This window comes from Xanthomonas arboricola pv. juglandis, assembly GCF_905367715.1.
In the GTDB taxonomy this organism is placed as follows: domain Bacteria; phylum Pseudomonadota; class Gammaproteobacteria; order Xanthomonadales; family Xanthomonadaceae; genus Xanthomonas; species Xanthomonas arboricola.
In genome coordinates this window covers 696,930-722,060 of record NZ_HG999362.1, presented here as the reverse complement: position 1 = coordinate 722,060, position 25,131 = coordinate 696,930, and the positions used below count along the sequence as shown (strand labels likewise).

At 67.2% G+C, this 25,131-nt stretch carries 15 protein-coding genes; 5 read left to right on the top strand and 10 right to left on the bottom strand.

What is annotated here, in order from left to right; genetic code table 11:
• Positions 1-46 precede the first annotated feature (46 nt).
• From KHN93_RS03045 to KHN93_RS03025, 5 genes are all read right to left on the bottom strand, one after another.
• On the bottom strand, positions 47-2,578 hold the full coding sequence (locus KHN93_RS03045; protein WP_211921943.1) for a TonB-dependent siderophore receptor: 2,532 nt from the start codon (positions 2,576-2,578) through the stop codon (positions 47-49).
• A gap of 119 nt (positions 2,579-2,697) precedes the next feature.
• Complete coding sequence (locus tag KHN93_RS03040; protein ID WP_211921941.1) at positions 2,698-3,747, bottom strand: FecR domain-containing protein; 1,050 nt, start codon at positions 3,745-3,747, stop codon at positions 2,698-2,700.
• Positions 3,748-3,756: 9 nt separating this feature from the next.
• A complete protein-coding gene (locus tag KHN93_RS03035; protein WP_016902856.1) occupies positions 3,757-4,266 on the bottom strand; it encodes a sigma-70 family RNA polymerase sigma factor in 510 nt (169 codons plus the stop codon).
• Positions 4,267-4,686: 420 nt separating this feature from the next.
• Entirely contained in the window at positions 4,687-7,101 is a 2,415-nt protein-coding gene (locus KHN93_RS03030; protein WP_211921939.1) for a hypothetical protein, read from the bottom strand.
• A 204-nt stretch (positions 7,102-7,305) separates the two neighbouring features.
• Positions 7,306-9,483, bottom strand: a complete 2,178-nt coding sequence (locus KHN93_RS03025) for a translocation/assembly module TamB domain-containing protein (RefSeq protein ID WP_211921937.1) — start codon at positions 9,481-9,483, stop codon at positions 7,306-7,308.
• 388 nt (positions 9,484-9,871) lie between these two features.
• On the opposite strand from KHN93_RS03025, the gene scpC reads away from it, so the two are divergent.
• A complete protein-coding gene (gene scpC / locus KHN93_RS03020) occupies positions 9,872-11,386 on the top strand; it encodes a succinyl-CoA:acetate CoA-transferase ScpC (protein WP_039523179.1) in 1,515 nt (504 codons plus the stop codon).
• A 429-nt stretch (positions 11,387-11,815) separates the two neighbouring features.
• Here scpC and KHN93_RS03015 read toward each other — a convergent pair whose 3' ends face one another.
• The 5 genes from KHN93_RS03015 to KHN93_RS02995 form a co-directional block, all read right to left on the bottom strand.
• Entirely contained in the window at positions 11,816-12,889 is a 1,074-nt protein-coding gene (locus KHN93_RS03015) for a 3-deoxy-7-phosphoheptulonate synthase (RefSeq protein WP_046345560.1), read from the bottom strand.
• 27 nt (positions 12,890-12,916) lie between these two features.
• On the bottom strand, positions 12,917-13,126 hold the full coding sequence (locus KHN93_RS03010; RefSeq protein WP_126750501.1) for a hypothetical protein: 210 nt from the start codon (positions 13,124-13,126) through the stop codon (positions 12,917-12,919).
• A gap of 224 nt (positions 13,127-13,350) precedes the next feature.
• The gene (locus KHN93_RS03005) at positions 13,351-16,242 is read right to left on the bottom strand and encodes a TonB-dependent receptor plug domain-containing protein (protein ID WP_244812192.1); all 2,892 of its coding nucleotides are present in this window, start codon (positions 16,240-16,242) and stop codon (positions 13,351-13,353) included.
• Positions 16,243-17,009: 767 nt separating this feature from the next.
• On the bottom strand, positions 17,010-18,650 hold the full coding sequence (gene groL, locus KHN93_RS03000) for a chaperonin GroEL (RefSeq protein ID WP_011035771.1): 1,641 nt from the start codon (positions 18,648-18,650) through the stop codon (positions 17,010-17,012).
• Positions 18,651-18,797: 147 nt separating this feature from the next.
• Positions 18,798-19,085 carry a co-chaperone GroES gene (locus KHN93_RS02995; protein WP_003483210.1) on the bottom strand — a complete coding sequence of 96 codons (288 nt, stop codon included), beginning with the start codon at positions 19,083-19,085 and terminating at the stop codon, positions 18,798-18,800.
• 431 nt (positions 19,086-19,516) lie between these two features.
• Between KHN93_RS02995 and KHN93_RS02990 the strand changes: the two genes are divergently transcribed.
• From KHN93_RS02990 to aroQ, 4 genes are all read left to right on the top strand, one after another.
• Positions 19,517-21,328 carry an endonuclease gene (locus KHN93_RS02990; protein ID WP_211921935.1) on the top strand — a complete coding sequence of 604 codons (1,812 nt, stop codon included), beginning with the start codon at positions 19,517-19,519 and terminating at the stop codon, positions 21,326-21,328.
• Between the two features lie 229 nt (positions 21,329-21,557).
• Complete coding sequence (cutA, locus tag KHN93_RS02985; RefSeq protein WP_024940554.1) at positions 21,558-21,890, top strand: divalent-cation tolerance protein CutA; 333 nt, start codon at positions 21,558-21,560, stop codon at positions 21,888-21,890.
• 5 nt (positions 21,891-21,895) lie between these two features.
• Positions 21,896-24,220, top strand: coding sequence for a protein-disulfide reductase DsbD family protein (locus tag KHN93_RS02980; protein ID WP_047126171.1), 2,325 nt, complete (start codon positions 21,896-21,898; stop codon positions 24,218-24,220).
• Positions 24,221-24,673: 453 nt separating this feature from the next.
• A complete protein-coding gene (aroQ, locus tag KHN93_RS02975) occupies positions 24,674-25,120 on the top strand; it encodes a type II 3-dehydroquinate dehydratase (RefSeq protein WP_024940552.1) in 447 nt (148 codons plus the stop codon).
• Positions 25,121-25,131: the final 11 nt, after the last annotated feature.

Below are 25,131 nucleotides of genomic sequence, written 5' to 3'. Positions count from 1 at the left end.
TTTCATCCGGCACGCGCCATGCGCCACCGCAGCGCTGGTGCGCGCATCACAGCGCGCCGCGCAGGGTCACCATCACGTTGCGCGGTTCGCCGTAATAGCGCCCGTTAACGAAGCTCGACAAGGTGTTGTAGTAGTGCTTGTCGAACACGTTGTTGAGATTGACCGCCAACGACCATTGCCGGTTGACCTGGTACCGCGCCAATGCATTCCAGACCGCACGCCCCTGGATCGGCGCGGTGGCAGTGCCGATCTGCCGATACGCCGCGCTCTGCGCGCTGACACCGCCACCAACGGTGACGTCCTGCAGCACGCCCGGTAGACGGTAGGTGGTCCATACCCGCAGCAAATGCTTGGGCGTGTAGCTGTTGAAGGTCTGGCCCTGGCTGCTGACATCCTGCAGGTAGGTGGTGCGGTTGAAGGTGTAACCGGCAAACACGTTCCAGTCGCGCAGCACCTCGCCGCTGACTTCGGCATCGAACCCGCGGCTGCGCACCTTGCCGCTGTCGATGTAGCAGAAATCGTTGTTGCGGCAGGTGGGGCTGGTGGTCAGGTCGGCCTGGGCGCGGTTCTTCTGCTCGATCTGGAACAGCGCAAACGCGCTGTTGATGCGCCCGTCCAGCCACTCACCCTTGATGCCAAGCTCGTAGTTGGCACCCGTCATCGGCTTGAGCATCTCGCCGGCTTCGGTCTGCGCGTTCTGCGGCTGGAAGATGTCCGCATAACTGGCGTAGGCCGACCAGGTCGGGCTCAAGGCGTACAACAGGCCGGCATACGGCGTGACCTGCCCTGTCTCGCGGGTGTGCTCGATCGATTGCGACGGCGACAGCCCGGTGGTGGTGGTGTTCCACAGGGTGTCGTGCCAGCTCACGCGGGTGCCGACGATGGCCCTCAACGGATCAGTCAGCTGCCAGCGCAGTGCGCCGTACAAGCCGAATTCGCGCGAAGTGCCATGCCGGGCCTCGCGTGCATTGGCGAAGATTTCCGCATCGCTGATCGCCCGCACATTGCGCTGCAGATTGAACACGTTGAAGGTCTGGAAGTTGTTCTTGTTGCCGTAGACCGTATCCACGGTGGTTTCGGCGAAGTTGCTGCCGATCACCAACTCGTGCCTGCGCCCCAGTGCATTGAACTGCCCGATCACATTGGCGTCGAAGCCGAAAGCGTCCGCATCGGAAATAGTGCGCGCGGCCAGCAGCGCGCCGGTGCCGTTGGCCGGATTGATCGCGCGGCTGGAGCTGGCATATTTCAGATTGTGCAGCTCGCGCACCTGCACCGCACTGAGCTTGAACACCCAGTCGGCATTGAAGCGATGGTCCAGGTCCAGATACAACCCGCGATTGGACGAGGACTGCCGGTTCCATGCCGCACCCAGATTGGTCTGGCGCGGCAGGCCGATATCGCGGCCATCGCTGAAACTGGGCAGACCGCCGAAGAACGGCCGGCCTTCCACCTGTTCGTAGCTCACGCCCAGGCTGAGCTGGGTCTGCGGCGAGAACGTGTAGTCGAGCGTGCCGTAATAGGTGGGCGTGCGGCGCGTGACCCCATCGACGAACGAGCGCTGCTCCTGGTAGTCGATCACCCCGCGCGCGCGCAATGCGCCATCGGCGCTGAGGTTGGCGCTGCCATCGATCAGCGCGCCGTAGCGATCCCAGCTGCCGCCCTGCACCATCACGCTGACGCCTGGCACATCCAGCGCACGCTTGCGCACCAGGTTCACCGCACCGCCGGGGTTGCCCGCACCCTGCAGCAGGCCGGCCGCGCCGCGCAACACTTCGGCGCGATCGTAGATGCCCATGTTGGCGCTGTAGTTGCTTGCCCGGCCATACATGCCGCGATTGAGCGGCACGCCGTCGTACTGCACCGTGGTGATGTCGAACCCGCGCGAATAGATGTACTTGCCGCCCTGCGGGCTCTGCACGATGGTGATGCCGGTGGTGCTGGCCAGCGCGTCGTAGACCGAGGTGATGTTCTGCTCGTCCATCAACTGACGGGTGACCACGCTGATCGACTGCGGGATGTCCTTGAGCGACTGCTCGCCGCGGCCGATGCTGACCGCGCGCGCGGTATAGCTGCCGGTTCCGCTGGTGGTCGCACTGCGGTTGGCCTGCGCGGTCACTTTGATGGTGGGCAGCAGCCACGCGTCCACCTCGATATTGTTCGCGCTCAGCTGCGGCGCGGCGCGCAGTACGTAGCCGCCGGTCTGCAACGGCACGGCCTGCAAGCCGCTGCCCGCCAGCAGCGCGGCCAGGGCGGCCGATGCGGTGTAGCTGCCATCCAGCCCGGCAGTGGTCTTGCCGTCGGTCTGCGCGGCGGTGAAGCTCAGCAACAGGTTGGCCGAACCGGCCAGTTCACGCAGCGCCGGCGCCAACGGGCCGGCGGGGATGCGATAAGCCTGGCGTGCATCCTGCGTGGCAGGCGCGGTCTGGGCGATGGCATCGGGCATGCCCGCACACACGCCCAGGCTGCAGAGCGCAACCGCCACGGCGGTGCCGAGCGGCCGCTGCACGGCCTGCACCAGGGCGTTGCGCTGCAACGACGAAGAAGAAAGTTGGCCGCGGCGGCGGGCAGTGATCGACATGCTGTTCCCACAAAGGTTTGGTGTCGCACTGACACCGTCATTGGGGAGGTGCCACAACTGCGGCGATCGGGCAGCCCGGATGCAAAATTTTTTTCGGCGACGTGCCGGCTGGCAGCGCCTCAGCTCTGCCCGGCCGCCTGCACCGTCACCCAGTAACGGCTGCGCCGGCTCACTCGCACCGGTAGCACGCTGGGCAGCATTGCCAGGATGCGGTCGGTGTCGTCCAGCGGGAACACGCCGGAGACGCGCAGGCTGCCCACCTGCGGGTCGCAGCGCAACAGCCCGGCGCGATAACGGTCGAGTTCGGCGATGAAGGCATCCAGGCGCCACTCGTCGGCGATCAGCTGCCCGCGCACCCAGGCCGCGGCCTGTGCATCGACCGGCGCGATGGCGCCGAGCGCCTCGGCAGTAAACCGACACTGCTCCCCCGCATGCACGCGCCCGACGGCCTGCGCGGCCGCACGTGGCCGCACCTCCACCGCGCTTTCCAGCACGCTCAGCCGGGTGTCGTGTTCGTCCTGGCGCACGCAAAAGCGCGTGCCCAATGCATGGATATCGCCCTGCGCGGTGCGCACCAGCAGCGGCCGCGCATCGTGGCCCGCGCCCAGCGCGTGCGCGGTGGCCACCATGATCTCGCCGGCCAGCAACTGCAGCAGCCGCTGCTGCGCGTCGAACCGCACGTCGATGGCGCTGCGCGTGTTGAGGGTGATGCGGCTGCCGTCCTGCAACTGCACCTCGCGGCGCTGGCCGGTCGTGGTGGCGTAATCGGCGGTGGCGCGCTGCCAGCGTTCGGTGCGCGAGGCCAGCACGCCGGTGGCCCCGGCCACCCCGCCCCAGAGCAGCAGGTTCAGCGCCTTGCGCCGGCCAGGTGATGCCTGGCCGTTGCTGCCCGCATACGGCGACAGGCTGCGATAGGCCGCCTGCGGGGTCAGCGTCTTCAGCCGCCCGGTTACCGCCTCGATATGCGCCCACGCCCGCGCGTGGTCCGGATGCGCATCGCGCCACTGTTGCCAGCGCTGCAGCTGCGCCTGGCTCGCAGTGCCGGACATCAGCACCGTCAGCCACTGCGCGGCCTGGTCGGCGACCTCGGCGCTGATCGGTTGCCCGCCGGCCAGCGGCGCGCGCTGGCCGGCAGCGGTGCGCGCACGAGGTGAGGCGGCGTCAGCCATCCGTGCAGCTCACGCCGACAGGGCGAACAGACAATGCCGGTTGGCACGCGTGAGGTATTGCTTGACCGAGCTGCTGGACACGCCCAGCCGCTGCGCGATCTGCGCGTAGCTCAGCTCCTGCAGATGCGCCAGCAAAAAGGCTTCCTTCACCTTGGGCGGCAGGCCATCCAGCGCCTGGTCCACCTGCTGCACCGCTTCCAGCGCCAGCAGTTGCAGCTCCGGCGACGGCGCCAATTCCTCCGGCAGCGCAGCCAGCAGTTCCAGGTAGCTGGTTTCCAGCAACTTGCGCCGCTGCCGGTGCGCCATCAGCCGGCGCGCGATGGTGGCCAGGAACGGGCGCGGCTCGCGGATCTCGTCGGCGGCACCCGCGCTGATCACGCTGATGAAGGTGTCCTGCGCCAGGTCGGCAGCCACGAACGCATCGCCCAGCTTGCGCCGCAGCCAGCCCTGCAGCCAGCCATGGTGGTCGGTGTACAGGCGCTCCACCTGCTGATGAAGCGCACCTTGCGTAACCGACACGATGACCTCCTGGACGGCTGGACCCAGGCGGCAAGGCGCCCGGCGATAAATGAGAATTGATCTCATTCTAGCGGAAGCCGGCCACATATGCAGGCGCGGCCGCTGGCCCCCCCCATCACGCGGATCGAAAACATGTAGGCGGTTGATGCTCAAAGCGACCCGGCAGTGGCCCGACCAAGCCTTCAATATCTGGGCGTTTCGCGCGCTGCGCGGAGGCCAAGTGGCTTGGCTGGCCAAGCTTCAGGCAATAAAAAAGCCCGCTTGCAGCGAACTGCCAGCGGACTTTGCTCCCTCCCCCACGTCGGGATGCAGGATCATAGTGCGCGCCCCGAACGCCACTTGCACGCTGCACTGCAAAACAACACCAGGCAGTACAGAACTGGCGCTTTTTCCTTCACACCGCACTGGCGCGCGGCAGCCTCAGCGCAGCAGATCGGGCTGGGCCTGGTACCACTCCGGTGCACGCAGCAGATGCCATTCCGGGGTCTGGCCGCGCAACCCTACCGCTGCGCTCAACATGCCCCAGCGCGCGAGCAGACTGCCGCTGCGTTGGCTGCCCTGCAAACGCAGGCGCGCATCCACCTGGAAGCGTTGGTTGCGCGCCTGCAAGCGATCGACGATGACGGTGTCGCCCTGCCAATGCACGCGCCCGGTCACCTGCGCCTGGCCTGCATCCACCAGCCGCAGCATCCAGTTCGGAATCGAACGGTCGCGCGCGTACAGCGCCATCAGGAACGCCAGATCGCGCACCTGGATGCGCACGCGACCATCCACACCAACCGGCTGGTGCCATTGCATGCGGGTGTCTTCCAGCACGATGCGCGCCCACCAGCCATCGCGGCGCTGACCATCCGGCCCGGTGAATCCGATATTGCGTAGCTGGATGGTGCTGGCGTCGAGGCGAAAGTTTTCCGCACGCAGATCGCCGCGCTGCAAGCGCAGATCCGCATCCACATCGCCACGCAGTGCCAGGCCGGCAAACTGCAGCCGCGCCGCACGTGCACCGATACGCAGACCGCCCTTGCCGATACGCCCACCGGGTTCGATCTGCAGATCGCCACTGAGCACACCGTTGCCGCCATCGAAGCGCAATTGCTGCTGCGGCAGATAGCGGTTGTAGGCACGCAGATCCGGCACGCGCGCATTGGCGAACACCAGATGCGCACGCGTGGCGTCGCGCAGCGTGGCCAGGTTGCGTGCATCGGCGCGCGTCTGCAGATCCAGACGCAGATCGCGGCCCTGCACGAACGGGCGCGTGGGCGCATCGCTGTGTGCAATGGAGAACTGCTGCATCTGCAAGGCAAGTGCCGGCAGCAGCTGTCCGTTCGCATCGGCGCTGACACGCAGGTCGGCACTGGCCTGCCCATCGATCGCATGCCCCATCACGCCGACATGCGCACGCACGTGCGGCACCTGCAGACGGCTGCCGGCACCGAGCTGGCCGCGATCGATGCGCAGATCCGCATCCACTAGCCCGTCGCCTTCCAGTGTCAGCCAGTCCACGTCCGGGAACAGCGCCGGAATCCAGCTCAGCGAGGACAGCTGCCAGTGCAGGCGCGCATGCCCGGAGGTGCGCGGCAGCAGGCTGCGCATCGATTGCAGCGGCAGCTGCCGGCCCTGCACGCGCAGATCCGCATCCAGGGTCAGCCCGGCATCGGCCGGCTCGGGCATGCTCACCTGCACGCGCATGTCCTGATCCACCTGCAGTTGCGCTGCAAGCTCGCCCAGCAGGGCGGCCGGCGTGCGCGTGCTGTCGTGCAGGGGAGCGCGCCATTGCAGTTGGCTGCCGGGTTGCAAGGCGCCACGTACCCAGCGCAACTGCCCATCCGCACGCCCCGTGCCGGCGCGTGTGGCGAGCGTGTGGCGCCCCTGCGCATTGCGTACGACATCCAGTGCCGCAGTGTCGCCATGCACGCTCACCTGCGCATCGGCAAGCTGCAGCATGGCCAGCCCACGTGCCTGCTCCGGCGCATGCCGCGCGATGCTGGCTTCGATACGCAGCTGGCCGTTGCGCAGCACTTCGCTGTCACCCCAGCGCATGCGTGCGTTGTCGAAGCTCGCCCGCGAGGGAAACACTTCCATCGGCCCGCCGCGCAACTGCTTGAACAGGCCGAGCTGCAGCTGACCATCGCCTTCGATCCGCAGCTGACGCAGCGTCACTGCCTGCACCTGATCGGCGACGATGCGGTCGAACTGCAGGGTCCAGGCCGGAGCGGTCGATGCGGGACCTGCGGGTGCGCCAGCGGTATTGGCGACCCCAGAGGATGGCGGCACGCGGGCGGCTGCGCCGGTCGTCCGTGCGGGCGGCTGCGTGCTCGCCGCGACGTCCGGGGTGCGTGTGGGTAGCTTGTCCTGCGTGGTCGTTGGCGGCGGCATACCGGCTGCGTCAGCCGGCGTTGCGGCAGCGGCCTGCGTGTTCGGCGCTGTCGCCGGTGCTTGCGTCGCCACGGTACCGGCTGTGGGCACAGCCGCCTGCGTGCCGCCGCGCACCCCGTGCGCATGCAGCTCCGGCACCAGCAACTGCCGATGCAGCAACGGCAATAGCCGCACCTGCCCGCTCATGCGCTGCGCGCTGACGTTCCAGCGGGTGCGTGTGGAGCGGCCTTGCAACTCCACCTTCCACAGCGTCAGCCGGCCCGGCCACCAGGTCACTGCCGGGCCCCAGTGCATGGTGAACCGGTCCGGCTTGCGATTGAGCGCGGCCGGCCCGAGTGGCGTGTTGAGCAACAGGTTGCCGAGCAGCAGATAGCTTGCGTACACCACCAGTAACGCCAGCAACGGCCAACGCACCGGGCGGGGCAAGGTCTGCCAGCGGGCGCGAACAGGCATCGTCATGACGGCAGGCTCCTGAAGACCGCGCACGCGGCGTGGTGCAGTGTGCCAAGGAAACCGTGAGCGCGGTGCGCAGCGGCGATTGCGGCTGGGCACCGGCAGGTGCCGGGTGTGCATTGGATGTCCTACACGCCCGGCAGTGCGCGCAGTGCCTCATCGAAGACGGCAAGGCTGGCCGCATTACGCAAGCCTCAGACAACGAGCCGCTTACTTCGCCTTCGACACCGCCGGCAACAATCCCGGCCGCGCGTCGTACCATTCGCGCGCGCCGGCCAGATGCCACTGGCGCTGCTTGCCATCGAGTTCGATCCCGGCGCCCAGCACGCCCCAGCGCAGATACAGATCGCCGCGCCGCTGCTCGTCGTTCAAGGCCAGCCTTGCACGCAGCGACAGCCGCGCATTCTCCGCATGCAGGTCGTCGATCAGCAACTGCTGCTTGCGCCAACGTACCCTGCCGGTGGCGTCGAACTCGCCCGAATCCAGCAAGCCCAGTACCCAGCGCGGATAGTCGGCGCGTTGCGCAAACACCGACAGCAGCGGCGCGACATCGCGCATGCGGATCGCCGCATCGGCATCCACCTGGAACGGTGCGTTGGCCTGGATGGTGCCGGCACCGACCTGCATCTGCCCCCACCAGTTGGCGTCGCTGCTGTCGTCGCCCACACGCATATTGCGCAGGCGTACGCGCGTGCCGCTGAGGTCAAAAAACTTGTTCTTGAAATCGGCACGCTGCAGCTGCGCCTGCAATTCGGCATCGCCACGCATCTGCACGCCGGCCAGCGCCAGATGCGCGCCCTGCCCGCGCAGGTTGGCGTGACCGCTGCCCACATCGCCAGCGGCATTGAGCGCCACATCGCCGGTCAGGCTGCCGCTGCCGCCGAGCAGGCGCACGTTCTTGCCGGGCAGGTAACGGTTGTAGACGGTGAGATCGGGAACGCGCGCATCGCTGAAACGCAGCTGCGCCTTGAGCGTGTCGCGCAGGCGCGCCAGTTCGGCATCGCCATGCATGGCCAGCTGCAGATCACGGCCGTCCAGCAGGACCTGCCTGGGCGCATCGCGCGGTGCGGCCTTGAAGGTGGGGATGCTCACCTCCAGGTGCGCCTGCGGCGTGGCGGCATCGTCGATGCGTCCATGCGCCTTGGCGATACCGGCCAGCCGCGTATCGAACACCTGCGCCACCGCCTCAACACGCGGAATCTCCAGGCTGCTGCCGCTGGCGAGCCGCCCCTGCGCCAAGCGCAGATCGGCCTCGACCAGGCCGCCGCCTGCGAGCTGGAACCAGGGCTTGCGCACGAACAGCTCGGCGATCCAGTTCAGCGATTCGAACTGCCAGCGCCCACGCACCTGCCCGGACAGGCGCGGCAGCACCTGCGCAGGATCCTGGAAGGGAATGCTGCGCCCGGCGATGCGCAGATCGGCCTGCAGCTCGCTGCCCGTCTTCTCGTCGCGCGGCAGGCGTGCCTGCACACGGATGTCGCGCGCCACGTCCAGCTGCAGCGCCAGCATGCCGCGCTCGGTCGCGCCGACGCCGGCCATCAACGGCAGACGCCAGACCGCATGGCTGCCTTCCTGCAGGGTGCCGCGATCCAGCGTGATGTCGGCCTCCACCCGCGCCGCAGACGGCCCGCTACGGATGTCCACATGCGGCGCGCCGGTGTCGATCTTCAACGCCACGGTCGCCGCCTTCAGCTGCAGGCGTGCGTGGGTAATGCCGAGCTTGCGCAGGCCCGGCGCCTGGTCGCGGTAATGGCGCGGAAACTGGAATTGCGCATCCAGCTGCGCGCCATTGAACACCTGCACCCCGTCATAGCTGACCACCGCATCGCGAAAGCCCGCTTCGGAGGGAAACAGCTCCGACGGGCCGCCCTTGAGCTGCTTGAGGAAGCCGACGCTGCCGTGGCCCTGCCCGGCGATCAGCAATTTGCCCAGGCGCGCACTGCGGATGCTGTTGCTGGTGATCGCATCGAAGCGCAGCGTCCAGCCCTGATCGCCGCGCGGCGGTGGCGGAATGGGCGTGTCGGAGGTTTCCACTTCCGCTTCCAGGCCGGTGGCATGCAGCCAGGGCAGGCGCACCTCGCGCCGCAACAGCGGCAGCAAGGCCACGCGCGCATTGGCGCGGTCGGCGTGAAACACGTACACGGTGCGGTTGGCCTGCCCGCGCATGCGCACGTTCCAGGCCATCACCTGCCCCGGAAACACGGTCAGTGCCGGGCCGGTCTGCATGGTGAATTTATGCGGCTGCCGATTGGTGACGGCATCGAACAACGGCGTGTTGAGAAACAGGTTGCCGGCCAGCAGATACAGCGCATACAGCGCCACCAGCACGACCACTGCGATACGCCATGGCCGGGGCCAGCGCTGGAAGCGGTCGCGAAGAGAGGACATGGGCGCAGGCAGAAGTCGAGTCTGCCGCCACTATCGCGGTTGCGCTGGCGGCGAGGCGTGAACATGGCCGGTAGCGCATCACCGCATCCGCTGCACGGCAGCTGGGGACGCGTTGACGATTAGTGCCACAGCGCAGCAGCGCACAGGGCTTGCCGGCCTGCGCTCACCAGGCGACCGCCGGCCTGCCAGCGGCGACGCCAACGCCAGGCTGCAGATGCGGCAACGAAAGCGGACGCAGCGTCGATGTGTTGCCCCATCCGACCTGCCACGCAACAGTCCGCTTCGCACGCAGTTGCGGCCATCCGCACCATTGCATTGCACCATGGTCGCAGCGCGGCCAACGCATGCAGCGGCGATAATGGCAGTCCCCTGTCCCGCTGTGCCGCCCATGTCCGACGAACGCATCCTGTACGCGCCGCTGCGCGAGCGCCTGGTTTCTGCCGAGGCCGCTGCCGCATTGATCCAGCCCGGCGAGACCGTGGCGATGAGCGGCTTCACCGGCTCCGGTTACCCCAAGGCGGTGCCGATGGCGTTGGCGCAGCGCATCGAAGCGGCGCATCTGCAGGGCCAGCCATTCCAGATCAAGCTGATGACCGGCGCGTCCACCGCGCCGGAACTGGACGGCGCACTGGCCAAGGCCGACGGCATCGCCATGCGCATGCCGTTCCAGTCCGACCCGGACGCGCGCCAACGCATCAACGCCGGCACGCTGGACTATATCGACATCCATCTCAGCCACGTCGCCCAGCACGTGTGGTTCGGCTTTTACGGGCAGATCGACACCGCCGTGGTGGAAGTCTCGGCAATCCGCGCCGACGGCAGCCTGGTGCCGTCCACCTCGATCGGCAACAACAAGACCTGGCTGGACCTGGCCAGCAAGGTGATCATCGAAGTCAACGACTGGCAGCCGGCCGGCCTGGATGGCATGCACGACGTGTACTACGGCACTGCGCTGCCGCCGCAGCGCAAGCCGATCCCGTTGATCCACGGCGACGACCGCATCGGCGAACCCAGCCTGCGCTGCGACCCGGACAAGATCGTGGCAGTGGTACGCACGCATGGCCCGGACCGCAACAGCCCGTTCGCTGCCGCCGACGACAGCAGCGAACGCATCGCCGAGCACTTGATCGCGTTCCTGCGCCACGAAGTGGACAAGGGCCGGTTGCCGGCCAGCCTGCTGCCGCTGCAATCGGGCGTGGGCAATATTCCCAATGCGGTGCTGGCGGGGCTTGCACGCAGTGGCTTCCGCGACCTGGAAGCGTTCACCGAAGTGATCCAGGACGGCATGCTCGCGCTGCTGCGCGATGGCGTGCTGCGCTACGCCTCGTGCACCGGTTTTGCGCTCAGCCCGGAGGGCAACGAGGAGTTCAAGCGCAATATCGATTTCTACCGGCAGCGCATCATCATGCGCACGCAGGAGATTTCCAATCATCCGGAGCTGGTGCGCCGGCTCGGCTGCATCGGCATGAACGGCATGATCGAGGCCGACCTGTACGGCAACGTCAATTCCACCCACGTGATGGGCAGCCGCATCATGAACGGCATCGGCGGTTCCGGCGACTTTGCGCGCAACGGCTTCCTGTCGATCTTCCTGAGCCCCAGCATCGCCAAGGCCGGCAGCATCTCGTCGATCGTGCCGATGGTTAGCCATGTCGATCACACCGAACACGATGTCTCGGTGATCGTCACCGAACAAGGCCTGGCCGATCTGCGCGGCCTCACACCCAAGCAACGCGCACGCCAGTTGCTCGATCACTGCGTACACCCGCGCTACCGCGATGCGCTGGAAGATTATGTGGCGCGCGCCAATCGCGACAGCTATGGCAAGCACACCCCGCATCTGCTGACCGAGGCGCTGTCGTGGCATCAGCGCTGGTTGGAGACGGGGGATATGTTGGGGTGAGCGGGATTCGGGAATCGGCGGTTTTAGCGCAGCGTGGCGGCGTTGCTAGAGGGATCTGAGCACGGCCGTCATGCCAGTGTTTAACGCTTCGCGAACTTCATTGCTGGCGCCGACATGCTGCGACATCGCGATGTCACGGATGTGGCGGATAACGTTCCTGCCCGCTCGCATTCGGCGGCAGGACGGCTCTCTCCCCTCCTGCCGCTGGGCGCGACGGGTCACCACTGGGTGGTGTCCAATCCGTCGGGCCGGCTCCCTGCGCCGGCCCGGCGTTCTCGTTCTGGAGCGGCCATCAGCACGCGCACGCTTGTGGTCATTGCCAGGCTGCTCAAGAGCGGCTTATCCCTTCTCCCGGCGGGAGAAGATGGCGCGCAGCGCCGGATGAGGGTACGCGCGAAGCCTCGTGTTCTCACCCCACCGCCTCGCCGATCACGCAGCTTCGGCAACCCGCCTTGCGCGACGTGCGCGCACCGCTGTCGCCAGGCGCTCAAGCACCTGCACCGAGGCGTCCCACCCCAGGCAGCCATCGGTGATGCTCTGGCCGTAGGTCAGTGCGCAGCCCGGCACCAGTTCCTGGCGTCCGCCGACCAGGTGGCTTTCCACCATGACGCCGACGATGCGGGTCTCGCCGCCTTCCAGTTGCGTGGCGATGTCATCGATGACCTTGGGCTGGTTCTCGGGATTCTTGCCGCTGTTGGCGTGGCTGGCGTCGATCATCAGGCGCGCCGGCAAGCCAGACGTGTTGAGCACCTGGCTTGCCGCTTCCACATTGGCCGCGTCGAAGTTGGGCTGCTTGCCGCCGCGCAGGATCACGTGGCAATCCGGGTTGCCTGCGGTCGCGGCCACCGCAGTGTGGCCGTCCTTGGTCACGGCCAGGAAATGATGCGGGTGCGAGGCCGCACCCACCGCGTCCACCGCAATCTTGACGTCGCCGCCGGTGCCGTTCTTGAAGCCCACCGGGCACGACAGGCCCGAGGCCATTTCGCGATGCACCTGGCTTTCGGTGGTGCGTGCGCCGATCGCGCCCCAGGCCACCAGGTCGGCGATGTACTGCGGCGAGATGATGTCGAGGAATTCCACACCGGCCGGCAGGCCGAGGTTGTTGATGTCGCGCAGCAGACCGCGCGCCACCCGCAGGCCCTTGTTGATCTGGAAGCTGCCATCCAGATCCGGATCGTTGATCAGGCCCTTCCAGCCGATGGTGGTGCGTGGCTTTTCGAAGTACACCCGCATCACGATCTCCAGCGCGTCGCCGAACTGCTCGCGCAGCGGGCGCAGGCGGTGCGCGTAGTCCATCGCCGCGACCGGATCGTGGATCGAGCAGGGCCCGATCACCACCGCCAGGCGGTCGTCACGGCCATGCAGGATCTCGTGCAGCGCGGCACGCGAATTGGTCACGGTCTCGGAGGCGCGCTCGTCGCAGGGCAGCAGCGACAGCAGCTGCGAGGGCGGGGCAAGGGCTTCGATCTTGCGGATACGCAGGTCATCGGTCACAGGCGGCATAACAGTGTCTCGGTGGGCGGTGTTGCATCAGGGAGCCAGGCGCGGCGGCAACAAAAAAGCCGCCAGTGTGCGCTGGCGGCTTTTCGGGAATGCTGCTGAAGATTTCTTCAGGGTGAGCGCAATCCGTCCTCCGCCAGCGGCATCGGAAAACCGTAGTACCAAAAGTAAAACTGGCTGCGGGGTGCGTTCATTGAGTGCATTGATACCACGCACGTTTGGCCGTTGCCACTGTTTCATCGGCAACGGAACGTTGCAGCGGTGCTCCCGCAGGGTGCCTGCAAGCCGCATGTGTCGCGCCGACCACCGCGGCACACGACAAGCTGCGCGAACCGATACGCGGCATTACCACGCGCGCGTTGGCAGGCCGGGATCGAGCACGGCTTGCCTGCGCAGGTGGCATCGACGATGCATCGCACGCCACGGCGCTATGCCGTGACGTGCGATGCGGCCAGCACCTTCAATCAGAACGTAAACACATATTCCGCCGCCACTTCGCGGCCGATCGGGTTGAACAAGGTGGTGTTGTAGAAGCCGTAACCGTAGAAGCGCTCCTTGTTCTCGTAGCCCACTTCGTTGAACACGTTGTTGACGTAGAAGTTGACCTTGGCGTGGTCGGTGATCCTGTAGCCGGTGCTGAGGTTCCAGTAGATCGCCGGGCCGACGCGGCCGAAGTAGCGCTTGCTGCTCTCGCCCAGATGCACGTTGGCGGTGTCGGTGACCACGCATGCGTCCGAGGCACTGGGTTGGTAGCCGTCGTCGAAGCGCTCGCAGGTGCCCCAGTTGACCGCGCGCATGGAGCCGAGCCGGCGGAAGTACACCGTCCAGTCCCAGGCGCCGCCGTTGTCCCAATGCACGCTGCCCCGCACACGGCTGCGCACGCGTTCGTCGCGGCGGTTTTCATCGCTGTCGGTGCGGTAGATCTGCTCGCGATAGGCCAGCAGGTTGTTGTAGTCCAGCGACAACTGGAAGTTGCCCCAACCCGCGGTGGCAAGCCGGTATTTCAGCGAGGCATCGATGCCCGAGGTTTCCATCTGCGCCAGGTTGATCGGGCCACGCTCGATGCTGGCGATGGTGCCGTCGGCGTTGCGCAGCACGCGCGAGGTGATGGTGTCGCAGTAGCCGGCGCCGCCGGGATTGTTCCAGGCGCCGCCGCTGATGGTGGTGCCGGTGCGGCAGCCGGCTTCGGCCGACAGGATCTCGTCGCGGTCCAGATCCTTGATCATTTCCTCCAGCTCGATGCGGTAGTAATCCACGCTCAGCGACAGGCCCTGCACGATGTCCCACACCACCCCGCCAGTGAACGAGCGGCCGGTTTCCGAGCGCAGATCCGGCGTGCCGCGACGGTTCACGTCCACGGTGTAGTAGATGTTGCTGTTCTCGTCGTTGCAGCCGCCGGTGAGATACGCGCCGGTGGCGATGCAGCGGTACTGGTCGATCACGGTCTGGTTGGTGGAGCTGGGTTCGCCGAGCACGTAATGCATGTCCGGCGCGCGGAAGCTGGTGGCCAGCGTGCTGCGCAACAACAGGCTCTCGACCGGGCGCCATTCCAGACCCGCGCTCCAGGTGGTGTCGCTTTGGGTGCCGACATCGGTCGGAATCGCCGCCGAAGAACGGTAACTGCCGTAGCGATCGTAGCGGCCGGCGACATTGGCGCTCAGCGTCGACAGCAGCGGAATCTGGAATTCCAGCCCGGCCGAACTGCGCATGCGCTCGCCGCCGCCACTGTCCACCACATCGACCGGATAGCACTCGTTGGCGCAGGGGTCGGGCGACAGCTGGTAGCCCTGCTTGGCGACTTCGGCCACGGTGGCGAAGCGGATCGGCCCGGCCCAGCCCTGCACCAGATCGCCGCTCAGGCTGAAGCTGGCCTGGTTCACCCACGAATACGCTGAGTTATGCGATTTGGCGACCAGGTCGTCGTACTCGCTCGAGGACAGCGGCGCATACAGGCGCGCCTGGTTGATCGCATAGATCGGCGTGCCGTCGGCGGCGGTGCCGGTGGGGCTGCCGAGGAAATAATCGGTGGCGCGGGCGGTGTCCACGGTGCGTACGTATTCGTCCACTGTGTAGCGCGAGCGGCCCACGCTCAGCTCCCAGTCGAAGCGGTCGGCCCACACGCCACGCAAGCCGGCGCTCAGGTCCCAGGACTGCTCCTTGTTGTAGTTGGCCAGCCGGTCCCAACCACCGGCCTCGCGCCGGGTGAGCTGCCGGATCGCATACAGCGAGCGGCCGGTGTCGGCGTCCTGGAACGGACCCAGATACACGTACGGCGGGTCGTAGGTCCAACGGCCGATGCTGCGGTTGGCCGACAGCGTGGCCCAGGCTTCGGTGTGCTCGCCGAACTTCCAGGTGCCGTAGAGATACGCCGAGTAGTCCTCGCTGCCGGTGACCAGCCCCCAGTCGCCGTAATCGCGCGCCACGCCGCAGTAGTCGCCGGCGTTGGTGACCGCCCCGGTGTTCTGGTTGTAGCTCAGCCGCTGCCCGTCGATGAACTCGCCGCCGAAGCGCGCGCAGGTGCCGGCGGGCGGTGCGAGGCGTTCGTTGGTGTTGGCATCGACCAGGCTCAGGCCGGTGAACGGGTTGAAGCCATAGCGGCGGTTCTGCCCGGTCCAGTTGGAATAGGCCATGTCGTCGGAATCGTCCATCTCGGGGCGATCGCGCCCGCTCAACGGATCGCGCCGGGTGGCCTGCAGCGCGTAGGTCAGGCTCCAGTTTTCGCCGGTGCGCCCGCCGGCCCAGGACACGTCGAAGCTGTCGCGGCCGCCTTCGGTGGCAGTGCCGCCGCGCAGCCGCACCTGGTCGCCCTGGTAATCGCGTTTGAGGATCACGTTGACCACGCCGGCCACCGCGTCCGAGCCGTAGATCGCCGAGGCGCCGCCGGTCAGGATGTCGATGCGCTCCACCGCCGCGGACGGGATGTTGCTGTAGTTGGAAAAGTTGCTCTCGCCGCCGTACGGCAGCGGGTAGTCAGCCACGCGGTGGCCGTTGACCAGCAGCAGGGTGCGGCCCGGCCCCAGGTCGCGCAAGTTGATCGGCGAGGCGTTGGGCGTATGCGAGCCCCATTGCGTATCGGCCTCCACCGAGCCCTGCTGGTTCATGCTGTTGAGCACATCGTAGACGGTGGCAAAGCCCTCCTGCTGGATCTGCTGCGCGGAGATGGTGACCACCGGTTGCGCGCCTTCGACCTGCGCGCGCTTGATGCGCGAGCCAGTGACGCTGACCGCGTCCAGGGTGGAGGTGGTGCGCGGTTGCTCCGGCTCGGCCTGCTGGGCCGCCACCGACGGTACGATGACGGCGGTCAGGGCGAGGGACAAGGAAATCGACAAGGCAAGGCGATGACTGCGGCAGTTCATAAGATCCCCGGGAGAGGCCGGCATGGCCGGCGTGGCGTTCCACTGCAACGACGCCTGCGAGCGATGCACCGCATCGCCGCCCCCTGTCCGATGGCCCCCCGACCGTTCGGCGCAAGCGCCTGCCCAGCGACGCTAGGTTGGCGCTGACATCGATGTCAACACACTGTCATGCAAGTGTGATGGGGTCCACAATCCACACGATGGCACGCACGTCGACACGGTTGGGGCCGCGAACCGATTGCGCGAACCGGTGGCATCTGCGCCGCGTAGGAGCGCACCCGGGCGCGATTGGGCGTTCCCGGTGAAGCCCCTTCGCGCCCTGGGGCGCTCCTACGGGGTCATGGGGTCTGCGTGGCCATGCAAGCGCCGAGTTCGACACGGTTGGGGCCGCGAACCGATTGCGCAAGCCAATGGCATCGGCGCTGCGTAGGAGCGCACCCGGGCGCGATTGGGCGTTCCCGGTGAAGCTCATTCGCGCCCTGGGGCGCTCCTACGGGGTCATGGGGTCTGCGTGGTCATGCACGCATGGGTTCGACACGGTTGGGGCGCGGGCCGATGATTGCGTCAGGCGATCGATGCGTAGGAGCGCACCCGGGCGCGACTGGGGCATTCCCGGTGAAGCCCTTTCGCGCCCAGGGGCGCTCCTACGGGTCATGATGGGGTCTGCGTGGCCACGCACGACCTCTTGCGGCATCCAGCTCATCGCCCACAAAAAACCCCGCCTTTCGGCGGGGTCCTTTTTTGCTGCAACAGCCGAGTGGCGTGGATCAGAAATCCATGCCGCCCATGCCGCCCATGCCACCGCCGGCCGGCATCGCCGGCTCGTCCTTCTTCGGTGCATCGGCCACCATGGCTTCGGTGGTGATCATCAGGCCGGCGATCGAGGCTGCGTTCTGCAGCGCCGAGCGGGTGACCTTGGTCGGATCCAGGATGCCGAACTCGACCATGTCGCCGAACTCGCCGTTGGCCGCGTTGTAGCCGTAGTTGCCGGTGCCTTCCTTGACCTTGTTCAGGATCACGGACGGCTCTTCGCCGGCATTGGCCACGATCTCGCGCAGCGGGGCTTCCATCGCACGCAGGGCGATCTGGATGCCGTGGGTCTGGTCTTCGTTGGCACCGGTCAGGTTACCGACGGCCACCAGCGCACGCACCAGGGCCACACCGCCGCCCGGGACCACGCCTTCTTCGACGGCTGCACGGGTGGCGTGCAGGGCGTCTTCGACGCGGGCCTTCTTTTCCTTCATTTCGATTTCGGTCGACGCGCCGACCTTGATCACTGCAACGCCACCGGCCAGCTTGGCCACGCGCTCCTGCAGCTTCTCGCGGTCGTAATCGGACGAGGTGTCTTCGATCTGGGTCTTGATCTGGCCAACGCGGGCTTCGATCGTGGCCGAGTCGCCGGCGCCGTCGATGATGGTGGTGTTCTCCTTGGAAACCTGCACCTTCTTGGCGCGGCCCAGGTCCTTGATCGTGGCCTTCTCCAGCGCCAGACCCACTTCCTCGGAGATCACGGTGCCGCCGGTCAGCACGGCCATGTCTTCCAGCATCGCCTTGCGACGGTCGCCGAAGCCCGGTGCCTTGACGGCCACGACCTTGACGATGCCACGGATGGTGTTGACCACCAGGGTGGCCAGCGCTTCGCCTTCGACTTCTTCAGCGACGATCAGCAACGGCTTGCCGGCCTTGGCCACGCCTTCCAGCACGGGCAGCAGGTCGCGCACGTTGGAGATCTTCTTGTCGTGCAGCAGGATGAACGGGTCGTCCAGGTCGGCCGACTGGCTCTGCTGGTTGTTGATGAAGTACGGGGAGAGGTAGCCGCGATCGAACTGCATGCCCTCGACCACGTCCAGCTCGTTTTCCAGGCCCGAGCCTTCTTCAACGGTGATCACGCCTTCCTTGCCGACCTTCTGCATCGCTTCGGCGATGATGTTGCCGATCGATTCGTCCGAGTTGGCCGAGATGGTGCCGACCTGGGCAATCGCCTTGTCGTCGGTGGTGGGCTTGGAGATGTTCTTCAGCTCGATGACGGCAGCCTTGACGGCCTGGTCGATACCGCGCTTGAGGTCCATCGGGTTCATGCCGGCGGCTACAGCCTTGGCACCTTCGCGGATCAGGGCCTGGGCCAGCACGGTGGCGGTGGTGGTGCCGTCGCCGGCGTTGTCGTTGGTCTTGGAAGCGACTTCCTTGACCATCTGCGCGCCCATGTTCTCGAACTTGTCAGCCAGTTCGATTTCCTTGGCGACGGAAACGCCGTCCTTGGTGATGGTCGGCGCGCCGAAGCTCTTCTCGAGCACGACGTTGCGGCCCTTCGGGCCCAGGGTGGCCTTGACGGCATTGGCAAGCACGTTGACGCCACGAACCATGCGGGTACGTGCGTCTTCACCGAAACGAATGTCTTTAGCAGCCATTTGTATGTAACTCCGGAAATGGGGAATAGGGAATGGGGAATCGGCAGATCAACAGCGTGAATCGGGGCGGGGTGGGATGGCGAAGTGGGTTAGCCGCTTTGCCCATTCCCGATTCCCAACTCCCGATTCCCGGCGCATAGCGCCTGATCAGCCGATGACGGCCAGGATGTCGTCTTCGCGCAGCACCTTGTACTCGACGCCTTCGGACTTGTAGCTGCTGCCGGCGTACTGGCCGTAGATGACCTTGTCGCCGACCTTGACCACCGGCGCGCGCAGGCTGCCGTTGTCCAGGGGCTTGCCGGCGCCGATGGCGACGACTTCACCCTTGGTGGACTTTTCCTTGGCGGAGTCCGGGATCACGATGCCGCCGGCGGAAACTTCGTCGGCTTCGATCGGCTTGACTACAACGCGGTCGTGAAGCGGCTTGATGCTCATAGAGAAAGACCCTCTTAAGTGATTGATTGGTCTGGAAATTATCGGCGATGTTAGCACTCGTATGTGACGACTGCCAGCACAGCGCGCGGAAAAAACCCGACAGAGCGGGTGCGGGCCAGAGATTGTGCTGTGTGGCCAGCTTTCAAGGGCTGGGGGCAAAAAATTTTCGCCGGGCAGTTCCGTGCCAGGGCCACGACGCGGCCGATACGACCTGGCGCGCATTGCCCCGCTGGCAACGGTCAGCCGGGTGGGAACCGGGCTGCGCAATCGCCAGCTGCGCCTGAGACCAGCTACCGAGCCACTGGCACGCCGGACGGTGCGCACCGAGCAGTCGCCGGAGCAGCCGCTCTAAAAATGGAACCAGGTTCCACCGATTGTCATGCGCACGTTTTACAGTCGGCCACGCATTCCCCGATCACAAGGAGCTGTCGATGAGGTTGCCGTCCCCCGCCCGTGTTTTCCCCTTGCGCTGGTCCCCCAGCTGCACGCTTCCCCTGGCCTGTGCGCTCGCGCTGGCCGTCCCCACCGCCCACGCGGCGGTGTTCATCAACGAACTGCATTACGACGACGCAGGCGCCTCCGGCGACAGCGGCGAAGGGGTGGAAGTAGTGGCCACCGCCGGCGAATCGCTGAGCGGCTACCGCATCTATCTGTACAACGGCAGCACACCGGGCGCAGCCACGGTCTACGCCAATACGGCGATGCCGGCCGGCAGCCTGGTCAGCTGCGGCAGCCAGGTGCGCGTGGCCACGGTGGGCTACGCCAGCAACGGCGTGCAGAACGGGCCCAACGACGGCGTGGCGCTGGTCGACCCCAATGGGCAGCTGGTGCAGTTCCTCAGTTACGAAGGCGCCATCACCGGCAGCGGCGGGCCCGCCGCCGGCATCACCAGCCAGAACCTGCCGGTCAGCGAGAGCAACAGCAGCGCGGTCGGCAGTTCGCTGCAACTGACCGGCACCGGCAGCAGCGCGGCCAACTTCAGCTGGGCCGGCTCGTCGGCGCAGACCTTTGGCGCGTGCAACCGCGGCCAGAGCTTCAACGGCAGCGGCGGTGGCGGCGAGACCGGCGCCGCACCGACGATCACCAGCACCACCCCGACCCAGGGCGCGACCGGCTTTCCCGCCGCCGGCGACCTGAGCGTGAGCTTCAGCGAGGCGGTGACGCTGAGCAGCGGCGCCTTCGCACTGAGCTGCGCCAGCTCCGGCACGGTGGCGCTGAGCTACCCGACCAGCGGCACCCGCTTCAGCCTGTCCACCAACACCGCCTTGGTCGGCGGCGAGCGTTGCACCCTGGCGATCACCGCCAGCGCCATCCGCGATGCCAGCGGGCTGAGCCCGGCCGCCAACCAGTCGATCGCCTTCACCGTGGCCACCGCCAGCGGCGGCGGCACCGGTTATTACTCGCGGGTCAACACCGCCAATGCCAGCCAGCTGCGCTGTTCGCTACATACGGTGATCAAGGGCCACACGGTCTATCCGTACAGCGGCTCGGGCACCAGCACCTGGACCATCCTGGAAATGGCCGATGAGGATCCCAACAACAGCGGCCGGATCCTGGACGCCTACCGCAACCGCAGCTACGCCAAGGGCAGCGACCGTGCCGGCACCGGGAGCGGGCTGACCTACAACCGCGAGCACACCTGGCCCAACTCGCTGGGCTTCGGTAGCGCCAGCGGCGACAAGGGGCTGCCATATGCGCCCTATACCGATACCCACATGCTGTATCTGACCGACACCGCCTTCAACGCCGACCGCGGCAACAAGCCCTATGCGGCCTGCACCAGCAGCTGCGGCGAGCGGGTCACCGAGGTCAACGACGGCAGTGGCGGCGGCAGCGGGCGCTATCCTGGCAATTCCAACTGGGTACGCACCCCGGATGGCAACGGGGGCACCTTCGAGGTGTGGGGCAAGCGCAAGGGCGACATGGCGCGTGCGGTGATGTACATGGCGATCCGCTATGAAGGCGGCACCGACGCGGCCACCGGGCAGTCCGAGCCGGACCTGGAACTCACCGACGACCGCAGCAAGATCGTGCAGACCTCGGCTTCGCCGGCCTACATGGGCCTGTTGTCCACGCTGCTGGCCTGGCACCAGGCCGACCCGCCGGACGATGCCGAGCGGGCGCGCAACCAGGTGATCTTCAGCTTCCAGGGCAACCGCAACCCGTTCGTGGATCACCCCGAATGGGCGACCTCGAGCCTGTTCACCTCGGCCAAGCCGGCCAGCTGCCAGCTGGCCAATTGATCCGGCCCGGCCCGGCGCCCCAGGCGCCGGGCCGTGAGACGGCCTGCAGCGGCAATCCACATCCCCGCACTACGCCCGCTTACTCCGGTGTAGTGCCATCGCACTCTCGCATGGTCGGCCACCAAGGCGCAGGCATCGCTGCCCTGCCGCCAGGCCCAGCGAACTTAATGCCCTGTTCCGGAATCTGCGGTCGATCCCCCGCAGACAGGGGATTACACTGCGCGGTCACATGAGCGCCTCTTCCCTCCATCTGTTGTTCAGCACCTGCCCGGATGCCGACAGCGCCGAGCGCATTGCGCGCGTGCTGCTGGACGAGCGCCTGGCCGCCTGCGTCACCCAGTTGCCCGGCGTGCAGTCGCTGTACCGCTGGAACGGGGCGATCGAGCGCAGCCAGGAAGTCCAGCTGTTGATCAAGACCTGGGAAGACCGCCTGCCGGACGCCATCGCGCGGCTGCAGGCGCTGCATCCGTATGAACTGCCGGAGGCGATCGCGGTCCAAGCCAGCGCCGGGCTGCCGGCGTATCTCGATTGGGTCCGGGCCGAAACCCGCAAGGAATCCTGACGTCCATGAAGTCTCTGTCCCGCTGGATCGCCCGCTGCGCATTGCTGGCCGTACCCTTGCTCGCAGCGCCGCTGGCGCTGGTGGCGCCCCTGCCCGCGCAGGCCGCGGTCACCGAGGCCGACCTGCTGCCGGTGGATCAGGCCTTCACCCTGAGCGCCACCGCCGACAGCCGCGACAGCATCGCGCTGCGCTGGAAGATTGCGCCGGGCTATTACCTGTATCGCCACCGCATCAGCGTCAAATCCGGGCAAGGCTTTGCCGCCGGCGAGCTGGCGCTGCCGGAAGGCGAGAGCAAGCACGACGAGTTCTTCGGCCAGGTGCAGACCTACCGCAAGCAGTTGCAGGCCAGGCTGGCCGGCAAGGCCGATGCCGGGTTGCAGACCGCCGTGCTGCAGGTGCAATACCAGGGCTGCGCCGACGCCGGCGTGTGCTACCCGCCGCAACGCCGCGAGCTGCGCGTGCGCCTGCCCGATGCCTCGGCTCCCGCCGCGACGTCCGCCACCCCTCGCGAAAACCTGGGCGCACTGGTGCCGCGCGCACCGGCAGGCCCGCGGCTGTTCGGCAGCACCGGCCAGGCCGCCGGCGTGGACGCACTGCCGCTGCCGGCCGAGCAGGCCTTCACCTTCGAAGCCATCGTCGGCGACGGCAACAGCCTGCTGCTGCGCTTCACCCCCGCGCCCGGCTATTACATCTACCGCGACCGCACCTCGCTGGCGCTGGAAGGCGCCGGCGGCGTGCGTCCCGGGCTGCCGCGCTGGCCGCAGGGCAAGGCGCACCGCGATGAGCACTTCGGCGACGTGGTGGTGTATTTCGACCAGGCCGAAGTCACCTTGCCGCTGCTGCGCGAGCACGCCGAACCGGTCAAGGCGACCCTGGTGGCGACCTTCCAGGGCTGCCAGACCGACGGCATCTGCTACCCGCCGATGACCCGTCGGGTGGCGCTGGAGTTGCCCGCCGGCACGGTGTCGCCGCAGAACCAGGCGCAGGCGGCGCCGCTGATGATCTCGCCGCTGCCGGCCGGGCAGCTGCCTGCGGAACCGGCGCCGGCACCGACGCCCGCGGCGACTGCAGCGCCAGCCGCAGATGCCTCGGCCGACAATCCGCAGCGCACCCAGCCGCCGCACACCGACAAGGGCTTGCTGGCGATGCTGGTGCTGGCCCTGCTCGGTGGGCTGGTGTTGAACCTGATGCCCTGCGTGCTGCCGATCCTGTCGCTGAAGGTGCTGGGCCTGGCCCACAGCGGCGAGAGCCGCAGCCACGCGCGCAGCCATGCGATCTGGTATTCGCTGGGCGTGCTGGTGTCGTTTGCGGCGATCGGCGCGCTGGTGATCGGCCTGCGCGCGGCCGGGCAGGCGGCCGGCTGGGGCTTCCAGCTGCAGCAGCCGTGGTTCGTCGCGGCGCTGGCCTATCTGATGTTCGCGGTGGGGCTGAGCCTGTCGGGCGTGTTCACGCTGGGCAGCAATCTGGGCGGCATCGGCCAGTCGCTGGCAGCGCGCAATGGCCCGCTGGGCGATTTCTTCACCGGCGTGCTGGCCTGCGTGGTGGCCAGCCCCTGCATCGCCCCGTTCATGGGCACCGCACTGGCGTATGCCTTCACCGCCCCGGCGCTGCTGGCGATGCTGGTGTTCCTGGCGCTGGGCCTGGGCCTGGCGCTGCCGTTCCTGCTGATCGGCTTCATCCCCTCGCTGGCGCGGCGCCTGCCCACGCCCGGCGCGTGGATGGAAACGCTCAAGCAGGTGCTGGCGTTCCCGATGTATCTCACTGCGATCTGGCTGCTGTGGGTGCTGGGCAAGCAGCGCGGCGTGGACGCGCTGGCGCTGATGCTGGTCGGCGCCACCCTGCTGGCGCTGGGCCTGTTCTGCTTCGAGCGCAGCCGCTGGAAGAGCCATCGCATCGGCATGGGCCTGGCCGCGGTGATGCTGGTGCTGGCGATCGTGCCGGTGGTCGGGGTCACCCGCCTGCGCCTGCCGGCCGCCACTGCCGCCGAGGGCGTGGTGGCGTTCTCGCCGCAGTTGCTGGACCGGCTGCGCGCCGACAACCGTGTGGTGTTCGTCAACATGACCGCCGACTGGTGCGTGACCTGCAAGGCCAACGAGAAGAACGTGCTGAGCAGCGCCGACTTCCGCGACGCGCTGCGCCGCGTCGACGCGGTCTACATGAAAGGCGACTGGACCAACGTCGACCCCAGGATCAGCGCCTTCCTCGACCAGCACCAGGCCGTCGGCGTGCCGCTGTACGTGGTCTACGGCCCGGGCGCACCGCCGGCGGTGCTGCCGACCGTGCTGACCAACGCGATCACCGAGGATGCGTTGCTGCGCGCGGCTAGGTGAGCCGGTCGGTCAGACCCGCGGGCCGGCGCGCCGGCTCGAACGGCGGCCTGATGCATGGACGGCATGGGTCGATGATGAAGGGATCGAGCGCCGATCGGCGCTGAAGTGGCTGGATGCCGGCGAACACCAGCCGACGCTGCCGAGCACGCCACTCGACAGCACGACAGATAGCAGCAGGGGCCGGGGACGCACGGCAGCGAACACACCACTTCCGCGAATGGACGCGCTGCACTACGCCCCATGGTGATTCAGCAGATGGTCGGCATGCGATCGACCGACCGGGAAGACTGGGCGCCTGCCGCGAAACCGCAGCCCCACAGGGCCTGGCACACCAACGCGGCAGCGTGCCACCACGAAATTAAAACAATCGTTTAAAACAGACCTAACTTCGTCTATCTGGACAGCATCGGCGACATCGCGCAGACTTCCGGCCTTTCCGCTCTCCCGGATGTCATGGCCCACCTGCTGCTGTTGCACGGCCCCAACCTCAACCTGCTCGGCACCCGCGAGCCGGATGTCTACGGGCGCACCACGCTGGCGCAGATCGATGCGGCTCTGGTGGACCGTGCGCAGGCCGCCGGGCATACGCTGGCCTGTTTGCAGTCCAATGCCGAGCACGTGCTGGTGGAGCGCATCCACGCCGCGCGCGAGGACGGCACCGCCTACATCCTGATCAACCCGGCCGCCTTCACCCATACTTCGGTGGCGCTGCGCGACGCGCTGCTGGGCGTGGGCTTGCCGTTCGTGGAAATCCATCTGTCCAACCCGCATGCGCGCGAGCCGTTCCGTCACCACAGCTATCTCAGCGACAAGGCCGATGGCGTGATCTGCGGCTTTGGCGCCGACAGTTACCGGCTGGCGCTGGAAGCGGTGATCGCGCGGCTGGAACGCGACGCATGACATCCCGATCA

Coding starts and splice junctions, on each gene's coding strand:
- KHN93_RS03030 (WP_211921939.1), bottom strand. CDS start 7,101: ATGACGATGCCTGTTCGCGCCCGCTGGCAGACCTTGCCCCGCCCGGTG.
- KHN93_RS03045 (WP_211921943.1), bottom strand. CDS start 2,578: ATGTCGATCACTGCCCGCCGCCGCGGCCAACTTTCTTCTTCGTCGTTG.
- groL (WP_011035771.1), bottom strand. CDS start 18,650: ATGGCTGCTAAAGACATTCGTTTCGGTGAAGACGCACGTACCCGCATG.
- scpC (WP_039523179.1), top strand. CDS start 9,872: ATGTCCGACGAACGCATCCTGTACGCGCCGCTGCGCGAGCGCCTGGTT.
- KHN93_RS03010 (WP_126750501.1), bottom strand. CDS start 13,126: ATGAAACAGTGGCAACGGCCAAACGTGCGTGGTATCAATGCACTCAAT.
- KHN93_RS02990 (WP_211921935.1), top strand. CDS start 19,517: ATGAGGTTGCCGTCCCCCGCCCGTGTTTTCCCCTTGCGCTGGTCCCCC.
- aroQ (WP_024940552.1), top strand. CDS start 24,674: ATGGCCCACCTGCTGCTGTTGCACGGCCCCAACCTCAACCTGCTCGGC.
- KHN93_RS03040 (WP_211921941.1), bottom strand. CDS start 3,747: ATGGCTGACGCCGCCTCACCTCGTGCGCGCACCGCTGCCGGCCAGCGC.
- KHN93_RS03025 (WP_211921937.1), bottom strand. CDS start 9,483: ATGTCCTCTCTTCGCGACCGCTTCCAGCGCTGGCCCCGGCCATGGCGT.
- cutA (WP_024940554.1), top strand. CDS start 21,558: ATGAGCGCCTCTTCCCTCCATCTGTTGTTCAGCACCTGCCCGGATGCC.
- KHN93_RS03005 (WP_244812192.1), bottom strand. CDS start 16,242: ATGAACTGCCGCAGTCATCGCCTTGCCTTGTCGATTTCCTTGTCCCTC.
- KHN93_RS03015 (WP_046345560.1), bottom strand. CDS start 12,889: ATGCCGCCTGTGACCGATGACCTGCGTATCCGCAAGATCGAAGCCCTT.
- KHN93_RS02980 (WP_047126171.1), top strand. CDS start 21,896: ATGAAGTCTCTGTCCCGCTGGATCGCCCGCTGCGCATTGCTGGCCGTA.
- KHN93_RS02995 (WP_003483210.1), bottom strand. CDS start 19,085: ATGAGCATCAAGCCGCTTCACGACCGCGTTGTAGTCAAGCCGATCGAA.